This is a genomic window from Rhodococcus spelaei (genome assembly GCF_006704125.1).
In the GTDB taxonomy this organism is placed as follows: Bacteria; Actinomycetota; Actinomycetes; order Mycobacteriales; family Mycobacteriaceae; genus Rhodococcus_G; species Rhodococcus_G spelaei.
In genome coordinates this window covers 51615-67855 of the sequence record NZ_VIGH01000010.1, presented here as the reverse complement: position 1 = coordinate 67855, position 16241 = coordinate 51615, and the positions used below count along the sequence as shown (strand labels likewise).

Here is a 16241-nt window from a genome sequence, read left to right as displayed (position 1 = left end):
AGCCCACTGGAGAGCACGATGCGAGAGCCCGGAAATCAGCGCGTCAGTACGGTTTTCGACGCCATGGCCAAGCACTACGACCGGCAGATGGGATGGTTCGAGCGGTTCGTGATCGGTCCGGCGCGGACCTGGGCGGTCGAGCAGGCCCGCGGTCGGGTGCTCGAGCTGGCGGTCGGCACCGGTCTGAACCTGCCGCTGTACGGTCCGGGGATCGAGCACGTCCTCGGGGTCGACCTGTCGGAGGGCATGCTCGAGGTCGCCCGCACCCGGATCGCCGACGACGGGATCGAGCGGGTCGAGGTGCGCCACGGTGACGTCCAGCGGTTGGAGGTGCCGGACGGATCGGTGGACACGGTGCTCTCGACGTTCACGTACTGCACCATCCCCGATCCGGGGCTCGCGAGCACCGAGGCGTTCCGGGTGCTGGTGCCGGGCGGTCGGATCGTGCTGGCCGAGCACGGCCCGGCGACGAACCGTGTCCTGCGTCTCGCGATGCGGACGGTCGAGCCGCTGTCGATCCGGTTCGGAGCCGACCACCTCACCCGCGACCCGGTGCCGTACCTCGAGGACGCCGGCTTCGTCGTCGACGAGGTCAGTCGAAGCGGCAAGGGCGGCATCGTCTTTCGGGTGCTCGCGCACCGGCCGTTGTGAGTCAGGCCCTCGAGTACTCCGACGCTCGCCGCACCTGATCGGCGGTCGGGGTGACGCCGGTGTACAGCGCGAACTGGGCAGCGGCCTGCAGTGCGATCACCTCGGCCCCGGTGATCGTCGACTTGCCGGCCGCGCCGGCGGCCCGGATCAGCGGGGTGTCGGGCGGCATCGCGACCACGTCGAACACAACCTCGGACCGGCCGATCGCCGCGGCGTCGAACGGCGACCGCCCCTCCTCGGGACCACCCGCCATGCCGGTCGGGGTGGCGTTCACCAGCAGTCCCGGCCGCAGGTCGCCGCGTTCCGGGCGCCACGCGAATCCGTACTGCTCGGCCAGGGCGGGTCCGGTCGCTCGGTTGCGAGCCACCACCGTCACGGACCGGAAGCCGTTGTCCCGCAATGCCGCGACGACGGCCTTGGCCATGCCGCCGCTCCCGGCGACCGCCACGTCGAGATCCGACGGCACCTGGTGCTCGGTCAGCAGGCGGGCGACCGCCTCGTAGTCGGTGTTGTAGGCGTGCAGGGTGCCCGACTCGTTGACGATGGTGTTCACCGAGGAGATCGCCGCCGCCGACTCGTGCATCACGTCGACGAACTCGATGCACGCCTCCTTGAACGGCATCGAGACGCCGCAGCCACGCACCCCCAGGGCCCGGATGCCCGCGATCGCGCCGGGCAGGTCCGTCGTGGTGAACGCCTTGTACAGGTAGTCGAGGCCGAGTTCCTCGTAGAGGAAGTTGTGGAACCGGGTGCCGATGTTCGACGGGCGGCCGGACAGGGAGATGCACAGTGTGGTGTCCCTGTTGATGCTGTCCCTACTGATGGTCCGGTGCACGGGTCGACGCTATCCCCGGTGAGGCCCGCGGTCCAGGAACGGGCGCCCGGTTCAGCCACATGTCTGCGCGATCCGTCCGAGGGCGGCCCGGTCCGCGACGGTGATCGGGAGGTCGTACCGGGTGGCGGCGGTGAGGTATTTGCCGGCATAGAAGCAGTGGTAGGCGGGGTTCGGCGGCAGCCAGTCCGACGGCGTCGAGTCGCCCTTTGCCTGGTTGTCGGAACCGTCGACGGCGAGCAGGTTGAAGGTGACGTCGTTCGCGAACACCCTTCGTCGTTCGGGCGGCCAGCGCGCGGCACCGAGGTCCCATGCGGCGGCGAGGGGGATCACGTGGTCGATCTGCACCGCCTTGGCATCGCTCTTGGTGAATTCGATCGTTTGCCCGGAGTACGGATCCGCCAGCGTCCCGGACATGACGATGCAGTCCCTCGTGCCCGGCTTGAACCGGACCTCGGTGAGGTCGCGCGCGAGCACGTCGTTGCGGGTGTCGCAGCCGTCGTGTCCGCCGGGGCCGTCCTGATCGTCGGACCAGGCCGGGCCGAACACGCAGCCCTGGCCGGATCCGCACCCGCGGTCGTAGCCGCCGGCCTTGGTTCGGGCGTCGACTACCCGCACGGCGCCCAGCAGCGAAACGACCTGTGCGCGTGTCGGACTGCCCGGCGCCGGCCCGGGCGCGGAACGGTCGGGCAGGATCGCGCGGCCGGCCAGCAGGGCGCCGACCAGTGCGAGCAGCGCCATCGCACGGAGTGGTCGAAATGGGGGCATAGGCGTCCTCCGGTGTCGGTGGTCGGGTGAGTGTGGCACCGGACACCGACACAGCCGGGGCGACTACCCGGGCGGGCGTACCGGGGTGCTTCCAAGGGTTTCGCCCGATACGCGCCAAGCGGGCGGGCGCACGGTGGTCGCGGTGCGAGTACGTCGCACCTCTCCCACGACGCCGAGGACAGCCCATGCCAGTCGAGACAATGCCGAAGAGCGCGGCCACGAGGCGCGCGACCCTGACCGTGGTGTGTGTGACCACCGCGATGTTGATGCTCGACATCGCGGTGGTCAACACCGCCCTGCCGTCGATCGCGACCGACCTGGACACCGGCGTCAGCGGACTGCAGTGGGTGGTCGACGCCTACACGCTGGCGTTGGCGACGGTGGTCCTCAGCGCGGGATCCTGGGCGGATCGTCGGGGACGTCGCCACGTGTTCCTGGTCGGAATCGTGTTGTTCACTCTCACGTCGCTGCTCTGCACGCTGGCGCCGAACATCTGGGTACTCGACCTCGCACGTACCGCACAGGGGGTCGGCGCAGCAGTGCTGTTCGCCTGCTCGCTCGCGCTGCTCGCCGACGTGTTCGAGAAGGGACCTGCGCGCGCGACGGCCCTGGCCGCGTACGGCGCCACGATCGGCGGGGCGTTCGCGGTCGGTCCGCTGGTCGGCGGGCTGCTGACCGAGTTGGTCCACTGGCGCGCCATCTTCTTGATCAACGTTCCGATCGGACTGCTCACCCTGGCCGTCACGGTCCGGTGGGTGCCCGAATCGCGTGACCCGAATCCGCGTGGCGCCGACGTGATCGGACAGATTCTGGTGTGCGTCGGGTTGGGGGCGCTCGTCTTCGGCCTGTTGCGCGGCAACGAGGCCGGATGGACGGCGCCGGTGCCGGTGACGGCCCTCGTCGTCGGCGTCGCCGCGCTCGTCGGATTCGTCGGATACGAAATGCGCGCCGACGAACCGATGCTGCCGCCGCAGCTGCTGGCGAACCGAGCGTTCGCGGGGGCACAGGTCGCGGCGTTCGCAATTTCGGCGTCGCTGTTCGCGGTATTCGTCTACACCACGATCTACCTGCAGAACATCCTGCACCTGTCGCCCGTCGCGGCAGGAATGGTGTACCTACCCGCGACGGTCGCGATGTTCGTCGTCGCCGGGGCCACCGCGAAACTCGACGGACGAATCCCCGCGTCGGTCACGCTGACCTGCTCGCTGATGCTGGTGGCTGCTGGACTGGCGATGATGACTGTCGTGGACGTGTCCAGTTCGAAGTACGCGATCCTCCCCGGATTCGTCGTCGCCCTGGTGGGCGCCGGGGTGTTCAACCCGGTCATGAGCGGGCTGGTGCTCGGCGAGAGCACGGCCGACCATGTCGGATTGGCCGCGGGCATCAACGACGCGTTCCGCCAGACCGGCATCGCGGTGGGGGTCGCCGGACTCGGCGCGTTCCTGCCCGCGCAGTCGATGCTGGCGGGGGGATCACCGGAGGAGTTCGTCTCCGGGCTGCACCAGGCGCTGATGGTGGCCGCGCTCATCGCGGCCGCGGGCGCGCTGGTCTGCGCGGCGACGCTGCCGGCGCGGCGCCGCGTGCGTGCCGACTCCGACGGTGGACGCGAGGTCGCCGCGGCGCTCCGATGACCGAATTGTCGCGCGTCGACGCCACCCGGTCCCTACACTCGATCCGTCCGGAGTCGGCAGATCCGAGGAGCACCCGCATGATCTATCGGCTGCTCGGACCGCTGGAGGTGGCTCGAACCGACTCCGGCGACCAGGTTCTCGACCTGGGTCCACGCAAGCAACGCGCGGTGCTGGCGGTCCTGCTTCTGAGCCGGGGGCGGGTGGTGTCCACCGCCCGCCTGATCGACGCTGTCTGGGGCGACGACGCGCCCGCGAGCGCCATGGCGAGCATTCAGGCCTACATCTCCAACCTGCGGCGGGTCCTTCGCGTCGAGACCGCGGCGGCGTCGCCGATCGTGCGGCAGCCCCCGGGCTACGTCCTCGACGTCTCGGCAGACGAGGTCGATCTGGCGACGTTCCAGAGCGATGCCGAGGACGCCCGACGCCTGGTGGAGGACGGTGGCTGGGAACCGGCGCTGAAGACGGCCGACCGAGCGCTGGCATCGGTCCGGGGTCAGCTGCTCGAGGACCTGAGCGACGAGCACTGGGTTCAGGTGGAGGCCACCGGATTCGACGAGGTGCGGACCGAGTGCCGGGAGACCCGGATCACGGCTCTGCTCGCGCTGGGCCGGGTCCCGCCGGCGCTCGTCGAGACCGCGCAGCTGTGCAGCGAATTCCCGTTCCGGGACCGGACATGCTGGCTGCGGATGCTCGCGTTGCACCGGGCAGGCAGGTCGTCGGAGGCGCTCGAGCAGTTCCGGTCGCACGTCGCTGCGCTCGACACCGAGTTGGGGCTCGCGCCGGGGGCTGAACTGCACGCACTCCAGGGCGCGATTCTCCGTCACGACCCGAAGCTGGCAGCGTGGCCTCGTACGCCGGGATGGACTGGGGCGGAGAATGTTCCACTGCCCGTGTCCCCGACCTCGAATGTGGACGCACCCGGATCGGGTGACGAGGCCGTCGCGGTGGAGCCGGGCCGGGTGTTCGTCGGGCGCGGCAGCGAGACGGTTGTGATCGAGCGCCTGCTGGACGCCGTCCTCGGTGGGTCGACACGGTGGTTGGCGCTGTCCGGGCCGGCCGGGATCGGGAAGACGCGGGTGGCGGAGGAGTGCGCGGCGCGGGCCGCGGCTGTGGGTGGGACGGCGGTCTGGGCCCGCTGCCCGGAGGACGACGGTGCACCGGCCTGGTGGCCGATCCGCCGAATGGTGCGCGAGCTCGGTGCCGATGCGGATGCGGTGTTGGTCCCGCCGCCCGACGTCGATCCGGACGAGGCACGGTTCGCCGTGTACGAGCGGGTGCTGGAAACGATCGAGGCGGCGGCCTCGGACACCCCCGTCCTGACGATCGTCGTCGACGACGTCCAGTGGGCCGATCCGACGTCGCTGCGCTGCCTGACGTACCTCGTCGGAGCGCTCCGCGACCACCGCGTGTGGTTCGTACTGACGCTGCGCGACACAGAGGTCGGCACACTCGTCGACGCCGTGCTGCGAGGGGAGGGCAACCGGCACGTCGCGGTGCCGGCGCTGGCGCCGGACGAGGTCGAGGAGCTGGCCTGCCACGTCGCCGGCGAGCAGTTGAGTCCGGTCGAGGTGCGCGTGCTCACCGACAGGACCGGGGGCAACCCGCTGTTCGTCTCGGAGTACGCGCGACTGCCGCACGACGAAAGACTCGGAGACGGCATCCCGACCGCCGTCCGGTCGGTGCTGGGGCGACGGCTCGCGGCCGTGGAACCGGCTGTGTTGCAGGTTCTTCGAGTCGCGGCCGTGCTCGGCGACGCCATCGAGATCGACCTCCTGGCCGCGGCCTCCCGACTCGACCTGGACACGCTCGCCGACTATCTCGACGACGCGGCCGACGAACGAATCATCGTGGCGGACCCCGGCTCCGCGGGCTACGTCTTCGCACACGGACTGCTGCGGCACGAGGTGCTCCGCGCCATACCCCCGTTGCGGCGCCAGCGTATTCACGCGCGCGTTGCCGAGATTCTGGTGGACTCCTCCGATGCCGACCGCGCGAGTCGGCGCGCCCAACACCTGTGCGCCGCGCTGCCGTTGGTGGATCCGCGGGAGGTGCTCGACGCATGCACCGTCGCGGCGCGGGAGGCGACGGAAAGGTGGAGTTCGGAGACCGCCGCGCACTGGTGGGAGATCGGCGTGCAGACCTTCGACCTATTGCCGGCGTCGGAGCGGTCGCCCGACGACAGGGACGACCTGCTGGTGGCCCGGGTGGAGGCCCTGGCCCGTGCCGGCCGGGGACAGACCGTGCTCGACGTTGTCGACGCGGGTCTGCTCGACGCGGTGCGCGAGGGCCGCACCTCGGGTGCGGGGCGTTTGGCCGCAGCACTTCTCCGCGCCGCCGGGGCGTGGCCGTGGGTGTCGTACGGCCGGGATCCCGGGCCGCTGCTCGAACGGCTCGCGGCCTTGGAACCGTTCGTCGCGTCCGATCGAGTCGCGCACGCCCGGGTTCTCGCCGCACTCGCCGTCGGCAGTTGCTATCACCCGGATTCATCGGTGCCCGACGAGATGAGCCGTCGGTCGCTCGAACTGGCTCGCACGGAGGGCGATCCGGACGTGGTTGCCGACGCGCTGCTGGGTCGGATACTCCTCTTCTCCGGGGTGGCACGACACGGCCGTGAATCCGCCGAATTGTTGGCCGAACTTCTCGATCTGCCGCATCAGCAGTCGCGGGTCGACGACGTCATCGTGCACGCCGTCGCGAGCATGACGCAGATGAATCTCGCGGATACCGAGGCTGCCGTCGCGCATGTGCGTCAGGGCATCATCGGGTGCGATCTGTTGCGACTACCCGTGGTCCGAGTCCAACTGCGGTGGATGGAGGGCACGCTCGCGGAATGGTGCGGCGACTTCGAGCGGACCGAGCGGCAGTACGACACCGCGCGGCAGATTCACCTGCAGACCGAGCTGTACACCGCGGGCAGCGCCGACCTCGCCCTGAACACTCTGAAATGGGAGCAGGGTGAGCTCGCCGACACGGCGCCCGGGTTCGTCGAGCCGGCGGCCTGGAGTATCGCGATCGCGGCGGCGAGGGGGGACCGGCGCGCCGCGGCCGACGGTATCGCGCGCTGGACGTCGGACCCGGGGCCGGACGTGTGGACCACGCTGGGCCACCAGACGTTGATCGCCCACGTCGTCGCCGATCTGTCCCTGACCGAGTACGCCGACCTGTTCCTCGGGCTGCTCGCCCCGTTCACGGACCGGATCGCGACCGTCGGGCATGTGGGCGTCGTCGGCTCGGTGGCCGAGGCGTCCGCGCGTCTGCACGCGATGCTCGGGCAGACCGACCAGGCGTCGACGCTGCTGGAGCGGGCCGAGCAGATCGCGCATCGGACGTCGGGCGCCCCGACGCTGCTGCGGTGCAGGCTTCTTCGAGCGCACCTCGCGCCCGATTCGCCGGAGCGCCGCGGCGAGCTGTCCGCCATCGCCGAGGAATCCGAGCGCCGCGGCATGCGCGGGCTGACGGCACAGGCGCGGTCGCTGCTCGCCTGAACGCGCGGGCGCCCGCTTGGCGGAAACTTGGAACCGGCGTCGTGCTCGCTGCAAGAACCGCCCAAGCGGACTCGGACATCCTTTCTTCCACGCCCCCAAGGCGGACGACGAAAGGAAGTTTCGATGGAACTCCAGACCCCGACAGCCGATGCGACGATCGCGTCGTTGCGTGCAGGTATCGCCGGTTCGGTCGCCCTGCCCGGCGAACCCGGATACGAGCTGGCGACGCCGTGGAACCTGGCGGTCCCGGTCACCCCGCGCGCGGTGGTCGCGGCGGCGAACGCGGACGACGTCGCGGCGACGGTGAGGTTCGCGGCTCAGCACGGGCTCCGGGTTGCCGTGCAGCGCACCGGGCACGGCGCGGTCGCGCTGGGCGGTGATGTGCTGCTGGTGCACACCGGGCGACTCGACGGGTGCGCCGTCGATCCCCTCGCTCGCACCGCGCGGGTGGGGGCCGGAGCGATCTGGCAGGACGTTCTCGACGCGGCGGCGCCACACGGACTGGCGCCGCTGACGGGCTCCTCCGCCGCTGTCGGGGTCGCCGGCTTCCTCACCGGCGCGGGAATCGGGCCGCTGGTGCGGACCTTCGGACTGTCCTCCGACCACGTGCGGGCGTTCGACGTCGTCACCGGAGACGGTGCGGCGCTGCACGTCACACCCGACGAGCATGCCGAACTGTTCTGGGGCCTGCGCGGAGGCAAGGCAACTCTGGGGATTGTCACGGCGGTGGAGATCGACCTGCTTCCGATCACCCAGATCCACGCCGGCGCTCTCTATTTCGACGGTTCGGACGCTGCGGCGGTCGCGCATGCCTGGCTCGACTGGTGCCGCGACCTGCCCGAGCACAGCTCGACGTCGATCGCGTTCCTGCAACTGCCGCCGCTGCCGCAGATCCCGCCGCCCCTCGCGGGCCGCCTGACGTTGGCCGTCCGATTCGCCAGTGTCGCAGAAGAACACGAGGTGCAGGCACTGATCGCGCGCCTGCGCGCGGTGGCAACTCCGCTGATCGACGCCGTCGGTCCGATGCCCTACGCGGCGCTGTCCGCGATACACGCCGATCCAGTCGACCCGATGCCGGCCCACGAGTTCAGTGGCCTCACCGGAGAGCTGTCGCACGAGGCCGTCGACGCGCTGCTCGCGGTGGCCGGACCGGGTTCCGGGTCGCCGCAGACGGTGATCGAACTCCGGCTGCTCGGTGGCGCGCTGGCCCGCGAGCCACGGCACCGCAGCGCGTTCTGTCATCGTGACGCGTCGTTCGCCCTGATGGTCGCGGGTGTCCTGGTACCGCCGCTGGCAGAAGCGGTCGTCGAACACGCGGGCGTCGTCGAGCAGTCGATGGCTCCGTGGACCACCGGGCGGACCCTGCCCAACTTCGCGCCCAGCGCCGACCCGGAACGGATCGCCCGGTCCTACGACGAGGACACCCGTCACTGGCTCAGTGCTCTCGCGACCGAGCACGACCCGCACGGAGTCCTGCGCGTCGGTCAGGTCGTGCGCACGCCGGTGTGAACCGGCGTCCGCCGTCGCGACACGACCCAACCAACGAACCGAGAGGCTTCACAGTGAACACAATTCGGACCGCGGCCTGCGCGACAGTCGCGGCGTGCGCCGCCCTCACTCTTGCCGGATGCGGCGCACCGGCACACACCCACGCCCACGCCGGGTCGAGCGGCTCCGCCGCTACCGTCGCGGGAACCCAGCTGGGCGAGGAAAGCCCACTGGGGCACGGAACATCGAGGACCTACGTCGTCAGTGACGATGCCGGACACCCCAGCGAGGTCGGCATTCGGATCTCCGAGGCCGCGCTCGACGGGTTGCCGGACGGCCCCGACGCGACGACGCAGATGTCGATGCTCGCGTTGCCGCCGGACGCGCCCGACACCGGATTCGATCACGTCATGCTGGACTGGAACCCGCACGGTCACGAGCCCGAAACGCTCTTCGGCAAACCGCATTTCGACATGCACTTCTACACGGACGCCGTGCAGCACGACATCGACCCCGCCGCACCGGATTTCGCCGAGCGTGCCGGGACGATGCCGGAGGCGAAGTACATTCCGCAGGGCTACGCGCCGCCTCCGGGACCCGCGGCGGCAAATGCGGTGCCGTTCATGGGCCTGCACTGGACCGACACCGCGGACAAGGCAATTCCGGGCTCTTTCGACTTCACCGAGGTGCTCCTCAACGGATCGTGGGACGGAAAGTTCACTTTCATCGAGCCGATGATGACCCGGGAATGGTTGAAGACCCGGCCGACCCTGCGTGAGGACGTCAAGCAGCCGGCCGCCTACCAGCGCACCGGCTACTACCCGACGGTGTACTCGGTCCAATTCGACGATGACTCGAACGAGTACGTCATCACGCTCGGCGGCCTGACGTTGCGTCAGGCATCGTGAGCTTCTGGGGCGGCCGGGCCGGGCGACAACGGCAACTTGACAGTCGGTTGATTTCTGTCCAGTTTGCTCTTGCCAACCCGACTACCGGTCGGTAACCTTCCGGCTCGGCGTGACGCCTGTCACGTCGCATCCGGGGAGGTCGTACAGGTGAGCGCGAAAGTGAACAGGACGCGGGCGACGGGGCGGGCCGCACGGGCAGTAGCGGCGTTGTCGATCACGGTGGCGGTCTCGGCAGCACTCGCCCCGTCCGCGCAGGCGGACACCGATTCCTTCTACACCTACAGCGGTGGCGCTCCGCTGTCGTCGATCGAGCCGGGCACCGTCCTCAAGACCCGCACCATGCCGTATCACGTTGCCGGAGTGGCGATCCCCGTCACCGCAGTGCAGCTGGTGTACCGCACCACGGACGCGCAGGGGCGGCCGACCACCAACGTCACCTCGGTGCTCAAACCGCCGACCGGTGTCGACCCGCGCAGGGCCGTCGCCTACCAGTCGTTCTACGACTCGATGAATCCGGCCGACAGCCCGTCGCGCGCGATCGCCGGCGATGTCAGCTTCGGCGGCGCGGTCAACGCCTCCGAGGCGCAGTTCCTCGCAGTGCTTCTGGCCCAGGGCTATTCGGTCATCGTCGCCGACACCGAAGGCCAGAAGGCCAACTTCGCCGCCGGACCCGAATACGGCAAGAGCACCCTGGACTCCATCCGGGCAGCCACCCGCTCCCACGAGACGGACCTGAACAGTGGCACCCGCGTCGGACTGTTCGGGTACTCCGGAGGCGCCATCGCCACCAACTGGGCGGCCGCACTCGCCCCCGGCTACGCCCCCGACGTGAACCGGAACCTCGTCGGGGCAGCCGAAGGCGGCGTACTGGTCAACCCCGCCCGCAACCTCACCTATGTCAGCGGCAGCACCAGTTGGTCCGGCGTTGCCGTGATGGCCATCGCCGGCGTCGCGCGCGCCTACGACATCGACTTCACCGACTACCTCAGCGACCGTGGCCGACAACTCGTCGACGGGGTCCAGGGTGCCGGCATCGGCAGCGTGCTGGGGCGCTACCCCGGGCTGACGTGGCAGCAGATGGTCAAACCCGAGTACGCCGACCCTGCCAGCGTCACACCGTTCATGACCGCCGCGGCCAAGGTGAACCTCGGCGAGGCCCCCACCCCGACCATCCCGATGTTCATCGGCCAGGGCGCCAACGGAGTTCTCGAGGGCACCGCGGGCGACAAGCCGAACGTCGGCCCGGGCGACGGCGTCATGGTCGCCGGCGACGTCCGCGCACTCGCGCGCCAGTACTGCGCCAGCGGCAACTCCCAGATCCAGTACACCCAGTACGACGGGCTCAGCCACGTCATGACGATGGCCCCCTGGGCGCCCGAGGCGTTCCGGTGGCTGGGCGACCGCTTCGCAGGCGCACCCGCCCCCTCCAACTGCGGTTCGATCCCGCCGGGGAACAGCCTCGTCACACAGCCCTGACTCGGCCTCGACAGGCAGAAGCGCCGGCTCTCGCTAGGCGTCCCCGTACGGGGACGCCTGAATGGAGTTGAAGTCGCTGCCGTCGTGCCCGATCAACCACGATCCGCCCTCACGCTCGCAGGTCGCGATCTTGTCGAACGCCCGCAGCATGAAGTGGATGGTGTTCTCCGCGTCGACCGCGACCGCCAGTTGATGTGACTCGCCCGGCCGGGCCATGTCGATCCACACGCCGAGTTGCCCGTCGAGCCGGATGCCGATGATCCGGGCCGCGTCCACGAAGTGGTACCGGCGTTGCTCCCACGGGGTGCTCTGCGAGTAGCCCTGCTCGAGGACCTGAATCAGTATGGTCATGCGGCGCTCCCGACCTGGTGGTGGCCAATGGCCATTATCTCGCTGGTCAAGCCGACAAATCCAGTGCCAACCGGGACCGTCGGACCCGGGTGATTGGATGGGCGGATGGTGCACGCGCTCTGGTCTCCCGGATCGGGGTTGATGCTGTGGCGCGACGCCGGCGCGGCACAGACGCCGGACGGGGCCACCGACCTCCCCTCGGCGGCGCTGAACGCGGTCCTCGAGCGCAGGCCCCGGCACCGCGTGACGGTCTCCCTGCCCAACGGCGACGGCACGCTCGCCGACCTCACCCTCCCCGCGCTCGCCCTCGCCCCGGCTGCCGCTGCCGACGTGCTGCTCGGCCTTCCGACCGCCGACCCTCGGCTGTCGGGCGACCTCCGGTTCCTCGCGCACGTCGCGCAGGGTGTGCTGCGCTGGGTTCGCGCCGGCCGGGTGGTGCCCGCGATGTCCCGCCAGGACGGGCAGTGGTGGGTGCGGTGGCGCCTCGTCGGCGGCGAACGCCAACGGGCCTGGGTGTCCGAACTGGTCGTCGCCATGCCGGGCGCGCTCCGCAGTGCGCGCGGGGGCCGAAAGATGTTGGAAGATTTCATCTTCGAGATCACCGACCCGATCGTGCGGTCGGCACTGGGCGATCGCGGGGCCGAACACCCGCTCCTGCATGCCCTGCTCACCGACACCGCGCTGTCGGAGGGCACCCAACAGGTCGCGACGGACCTGCAGGAGTGGCGGAAGAGCCTCGCGGTGGACGAGCCCGACCTGGTGCTGCGACTGGTCGAACCCGAGGAGGTGGACGGCGACGAGCACGAGCCCGACGACGTGCTCTGGCGTCTCGAGGTCTGTCTGCGCCCGACCGGTGAGGCCCCGGCTCCCGTCCCCGTGCATCTCGCCGACCCGGTGGCCCTCAAGATCGGCGTCCGCAAGCTGGGCGAGGCCATGGACGCGTATCCCCGGCTACGCGGCGTGCCGTCGGACCCGGACAGCCTGGACCTGCTGCTCCCGCTCGCCGTGGTCACCGACCTGGTCGCGCACGGTGCGACGGCGCTGGCGGATGCGGACGTCACCGTGCTGCTGCCGCGGGCCTGGAGCGTGGCGTCACCGTCGCTGCGGCTGCGGGTCTCGAGCCCGCCGGTGCTGCTCGACACCGACGAGCGTGCCGTCGGCCTCGGTCAGCTGGTCACCTACAACTGGGAACTGGCCCTCGGCGAGATGGTGCTCACGAACGCCGAGATGGCGAAGCTCACCCGCACCAAGACCGACCTGGTCCGGCTGCGCGGACAGTGGGTGCAGGCGAACCAGGCCGTTCTGGCGAAGGCCGCCGCGTACGTCACCCGGCAACAAGCCGGACGCGAGCGCACGCTCGGCGAGCTGCTCGGTGAGCTCACCGCGCTCGATCCGCCGCCCGCCCCGGTGGAAGAGATCACCTCGACCGGATGGGTTGCGGGCCTGCTCGATTCGCAGGCACGGCCGGTCGGCGTTCCGGTCCCGGCGGGACTGACCGCCACCCTGAGGCCGTACCAGCGGCGTGGCCTGGACTGGCTCGCCTACATGAGCGACCTCGGGCTCGGCGCGGTGCTGGCCGACGACATGGGTCTCGGCAAGACGATCCAGTTGCTGGCGCTGCTCGCCCACGAGCGGGCCGACGCGGCCACGCGCCCCGATCCGACGCTGCTGGTGTGTCCGATGTCGGTGGTCGGGAACTGGCAGCGCGAGGCGGCACGGTTCACGCCGGGCCTGCGTGTGCACGTGCACCACGGCGTCGACCGGTTGCGAGCCGACGACCTCACCGCCGCCGTCGCCGAGCACGACCTGGTGATCACCACCTATGCGCTGCTCGCCCGGGACGTCGCGGCGCTGCGCGAGCTGTGGTGGGGCCGGATCGTGCTCGACGAGGCGCAACACGTCAAGAACGCCGCCACGAGGCAGGCTCACGCCGCCCGGGCCGTCCCGGCGCGGCACCGGCTCGCGTTGACCGGTACCCCGGTCGAGAACCGGCTCGACGAACTGCGCTCGATCCTCGACTTCGTGAACCCGAACATGCTCGGCTCCGCGCAGCAGTTCCGCGCCCGGTTCGCGGTCCCCATCGAGCGCGAGCACGACGAGGGAGCGCTCAGCCGACTGCGCGCGGCGACCTCCCCGTTCGTGCTGCGACGGGTCAAGACCGACCCCGAGGTGATTTCCGACCTGCCCGACAAGTTCGAGATGACGGTGCGCGCCAATCTCACCGTCGAGCAGGCCGCGCTGTACAAGGCGGTGGTCGAGGACATGGTGGCCAAGCTCCGCGAGGCGGAGGGGGTCGCCCGCAAGGGGGTGGTGCTCGCCGCCCTCACTCGGCTCAAACAGGTCTGCAACCATCCGGCGCACTTCCTCGGCGACGGCTCACCCGTACTGCGGCGCGGCCGGCACCGGTCGGGCAAGCTCGGACTGGTCGAGGACATCGTGGACTCGGTGCTCGCGGACGGTGAACGGGTGTTGCTGTTCACTCAGTTCCGCGAATTCGGGGCGATCGTCGCGCCGTACCTGTCGGAGCGGTTCGGTACCGAGGTCCCGTTCCTGCACGGCGGCGTCGCGCGCGGCAGACGAGACGCGATGGTGCGGGACTTTCAAGCCGAGCGCGCCAACGGAGACACTGCGCCGATCATGTTGCTCTCGCTCAAGGCGGGCGGCACCGGCCTCAATCTGACCGCCGCCAATCACGTTGTGCACCTGGACCGCTGGTGGAACCCGGCGGTCGAGAACCAGGCCACCGACCGCGCCTTCCGGATCGGCCAGCGGCGCGACGTCCAGGTCCGCAAGATCGTCTGCGTCGGCACCCTGGAAGAGCGGATCGACGCGATGATCGCCAGCAAGTCGGAGCTGGCCGACCTCGCCGTCGGCGCCGGCGAGAAGTGGATCACCGAGATGAGCACCGAGGAGCTACGCGAGCTGATGTACCTGAGCGAGGACGCGGTGGGCGAATGAACGCGTCACGGGGACACGGCTCGGGTCGTCGTCGCGGGCCGGACTTCAGCCAGTTCGACAGGCCGCGCAGGGCAGGCGGGGGAGCGCAGGCGACGCCCCGGCGCGGCGCGTTCGCGCAGTCGTGGTGGGGCCGGGCGCTGGTGTCGTCGATCGAACGCATCGCGGATGCAGGCCGGATCAGCCGCGGTCGCGGTCACGCGCGCGCCGGTCAGGTGATCAGCTTCCGGATCGCGCCGGGCGCGGTCGTCGGCGAGGTGCAGGGAAGTCAGATCGACCCGTTCACCGCGACGTTCACGCTGCGCCCGCTGGACCGGGACGTTGTCGACTCGCTGATCGGGCGGGTCCGGGGCACGCCCGGGATGCTCGCGGCGCTCGCCGCGGGCACCGTGCCCGCCGAACTCGGCGACCTGTTGCTGCCGCAGGACTCCGGCGAGATCGACTTCGGGTGCACCTGCCCCGACCCGGGCTGGCCCTGCAAGCACGCCGCGGCGGTGGTGTACCTGACCGCCGAGCGGCTCGACACCGACCCGCTGGCGATCCTGACGCTGCGTGGCCTGGACCTGGACACGCTGATCCGCGGCGTCGAGGACGGCGGCGAGGAGGCGGCGATCGACTTCGACGACTACTTCGGCGACCGCACCGCGCTGCCGGCGCTGCCCCGGGTGGAGTTCCGCCCCGCGCCCGAGGACCTCGACCCGGCGCTGCTGCGCAAGGCGCTGCGGGCGTTCCGGGTCGAGGAGCCGGCGGTCGCGCGGGCCCAGCGCGACCTCGACGCGCTGTACCGCGCGCTCGGGCGGGACTAGTTACATCCGCTGCGAGGAGATGTTGCCGCCGTCGACGACCAGTTCGGTGGCGGTGATGTAGCTCGCCTCGTCGGAGAGCATGAAGCGGACCGCGCGGGCGACCTCCTCCGGCCGTCCGAGTCGGCCGAGCAGGATGCGTCGCTCGAACGTGCCGGCGGGGAGGGCGTCGACAGTCGGCTGCAGCATCGGTGTCAGGATCTGGCCCGGGGAGACGCAGTTGATGCGGATCCCGTCCGGGCCGAGCCGGTCGGCGAGCGAGCGCACGACCGCGAGCATGCCGCCCTTGGCCGCGGAGTAGACCGGGTTGATCGCGTTGCCGAGGTGCGCGTTGATCGAGGCGACACCCACGATCGCCGAGCCCGGGTTGGCCTGGAAGTCCGGGAGCAGTTCCTTCGTCAGTAGCACCAGCGGGCGCAGGTGGGTGTTGATGCCGAGATCCCACACGTCGACGGTGACACCCTCGAGTGAACCCTGGTCGACGACGCCCGCGGCGTGCACCAGTCCGCCGATGTTCGGCAGCGCGGCGCGGGTGGTGGCCAGCGCGTCCGCGTACAGGTCGGGATTGCTCAGGTCGACACCGACGCCGATCGCCTCGACGCCGAAGTCGGCGGCGATCGCGGCGGCACCGGACTTCGCCTTCTCCTCGTTGATGTCCCAGAGGGCGACGGGCCGGCCGGCCTCGGCGAGCGAGCGGGCGGACGCCAGGCCGATGCCGGACGCCCCGCCGGTCACGATGACGGCGGTGGTGGGGGAAGTGGATTCAGACATGCAGCCAGCGTCTGCCGGTCTGCGGCCGTCCACAACCCCCGCTTCCCGCTGAGCGGCCACGCCGACCGTGAGTCCTTGTGGTCCCGTGGTGGGCCAGAAGGACTCACGGGCGCCGGAGGCGC

The 16241-nt window shown here is 70.5% G+C and carries 12 protein-coding genes; 8 read left to right on the top strand and 4 right to left on the bottom strand.

Annotated features, from left to right (window positions below; translation table 11 throughout):
• Positions 1-18 precede the first annotated feature (18 nt).
• A complete protein-coding gene (locus FK531_RS20110) occupies positions 19-651 on the top strand; it encodes a class I SAM-dependent methyltransferase (RefSeq protein WP_142102639.1) in 633 nt (210 codons plus the stop codon).
• Between the two features lies 1 nt (position 652).
• On the opposite strand, the gene FK531_RS20105 is transcribed toward FK531_RS20110, so the two are convergent.
• Together FK531_RS20105 and FK531_RS20100 are read right to left on the bottom strand one after the other, a co-directional pair.
• A complete protein-coding gene (locus FK531_RS20105) occupies positions 653-1486 on the bottom strand; it encodes a shikimate 5-dehydrogenase (RefSeq protein ID WP_142102637.1) in 834 nt (277 codons plus the stop codon).
• A 51-nt stretch (positions 1487-1537) separates the two neighbouring features.
• Positions 1538-2224 carry an HNH endonuclease family protein gene (locus tag FK531_RS20100; RefSeq protein WP_142102635.1) on the bottom strand — a complete coding sequence of 229 codons (687 nt, stop codon included), beginning with the start codon at positions 2222-2224 and terminating at the stop codon, positions 1538-1540.
• A 212-nt stretch (positions 2225-2436) separates the two neighbouring features.
• Between FK531_RS20100 and FK531_RS20095 the strand changes: the two genes are divergently transcribed.
• From FK531_RS20095 to FK531_RS20075, 5 genes are all read left to right on the top strand, one after another.
• Positions 2437-3882: an MFS transporter gene (locus FK531_RS20095; RefSeq protein ID WP_142102633.1), complete on the top strand. Its 1446-nt coding sequence runs from the start codon at positions 2437-2439 to the stop codon at positions 3880-3882.
• A 77-nt stretch (positions 3883-3959) separates the two neighbouring features.
• Positions 3960-7367, top strand: coding sequence for an ATP-binding protein (locus FK531_RS20090; protein WP_142102632.1), 3408 nt, complete (start codon positions 3960-3962; stop codon positions 7365-7367).
• A gap of 123 nt (positions 7368-7490) precedes the next feature.
• Positions 7491-8876: an FAD-binding oxidoreductase gene (locus FK531_RS20085; RefSeq protein WP_142102630.1), complete on the top strand. Its 1386-nt coding sequence runs from the start codon at positions 7491-7493 to the stop codon at positions 8874-8876.
• Between the two features lie 53 nt (positions 8877-8929).
• Positions 8930-9763, top strand: a complete 834-nt coding sequence (locus tag FK531_RS20080) for a DUF5602 domain-containing protein (protein WP_142102628.1) — start codon at positions 8930-8932, stop codon at positions 9761-9763.
• Positions 9764-9910: 147 nt separating this feature from the next.
• Positions 9911-11239, top strand: a complete 1329-nt coding sequence (locus FK531_RS20075; RefSeq protein WP_246098286.1) for a lipase family protein — start codon at positions 9911-9913, stop codon at positions 11237-11239.
• A 33-nt stretch (positions 11240-11272) separates the two neighbouring features.
• Here FK531_RS20075 and FK531_RS20070 read toward each other — a convergent pair whose 3' ends face one another.
• A complete protein-coding gene (locus FK531_RS20070) occupies positions 11273-11590 on the bottom strand; it encodes a hypothetical protein (protein WP_142102626.1) in 318 nt (105 codons plus the stop codon).
• Between the two features lie 105 nt (positions 11591-11695).
• Here FK531_RS20070 and FK531_RS20065 point away from each other — a divergent pair, with 105 nt between their 5' ends.
• Both FK531_RS20065 and FK531_RS20060 read left to right on the top strand, forming a co-directional pair.
• On the top strand, positions 11696-14548 hold the full coding sequence (locus tag FK531_RS20065) for a DEAD/DEAH box helicase (RefSeq protein WP_142102624.1): 2853 nt from the start codon (positions 11696-11698) through the stop codon (positions 14546-14548).
• Entirely contained in the window at positions 14545-15351 is an 807-nt protein-coding gene (locus FK531_RS20060) for an SWIM zinc finger family protein (RefSeq protein ID WP_142102622.1), read from the top strand. The genes FK531_RS20065 and FK531_RS20060 overlap by 4 nt, the downstream gene beginning before the upstream one ends.
• Here the strand turns inward: FK531_RS20060 and FK531_RS20055 are convergent, their stop codons facing one another.
• Positions 15352-16119, bottom strand: a complete 768-nt coding sequence (locus tag FK531_RS20055) for an SDR family NAD(P)-dependent oxidoreductase (protein ID WP_142102620.1) — start codon at positions 16117-16119, stop codon at positions 15352-15354.
• Between the last annotated feature and the right edge of the window lie 122 nt (positions 16120-16241).

Coding starts and splice junctions, on each gene's coding strand:
- FK531_RS20055 (WP_142102620.1), bottom strand. CDS start 16,119: ATGTCTGAATCCACTTCCCCCACCACCGCCGTCATCGTGACCGGCGGG.
- FK531_RS20110 (WP_142102639.1), top strand. CDS start 19: ATGCGAGAGCCCGGAAATCAGCGCGTCAGTACGGTTTTCGACGCCATG.
- FK531_RS20095 (WP_142102633.1), top strand. CDS start 2,437: ATGCCAGTCGAGACAATGCCGAAGAGCGCGGCCACGAGGCGCGCGACC.
- FK531_RS20085 (WP_142102630.1), top strand. CDS start 7,491: ATGGAACTCCAGACCCCGACAGCCGATGCGACGATCGCGTCGTTGCGT.
- FK531_RS20070 (WP_142102626.1), bottom strand. CDS start 11,590: ATGACCATACTGATTCAGGTCCTCGAGCAGGGCTACTCGCAGAGCACC.
- FK531_RS20060 (WP_142102622.1), top strand. CDS start 14,545: ATGAACGCGTCACGGGGACACGGCTCGGGTCGTCGTCGCGGGCCGGAC.
- FK531_RS20100 (WP_142102635.1), bottom strand. CDS start 2,224: ATGGCGCTGCTCGCACTGGTCGGCGCCCTGCTGGCCGGCCGCGCGATC.
- FK531_RS20090 (WP_142102632.1), top strand. CDS start 3,960: ATGATCTATCGGCTGCTCGGACCGCTGGAGGTGGCTCGAACCGACTCC.
- FK531_RS20065 (WP_142102624.1), top strand. CDS start 11,696: ATGGTGCACGCGCTCTGGTCTCCCGGATCGGGGTTGATGCTGTGGCGC.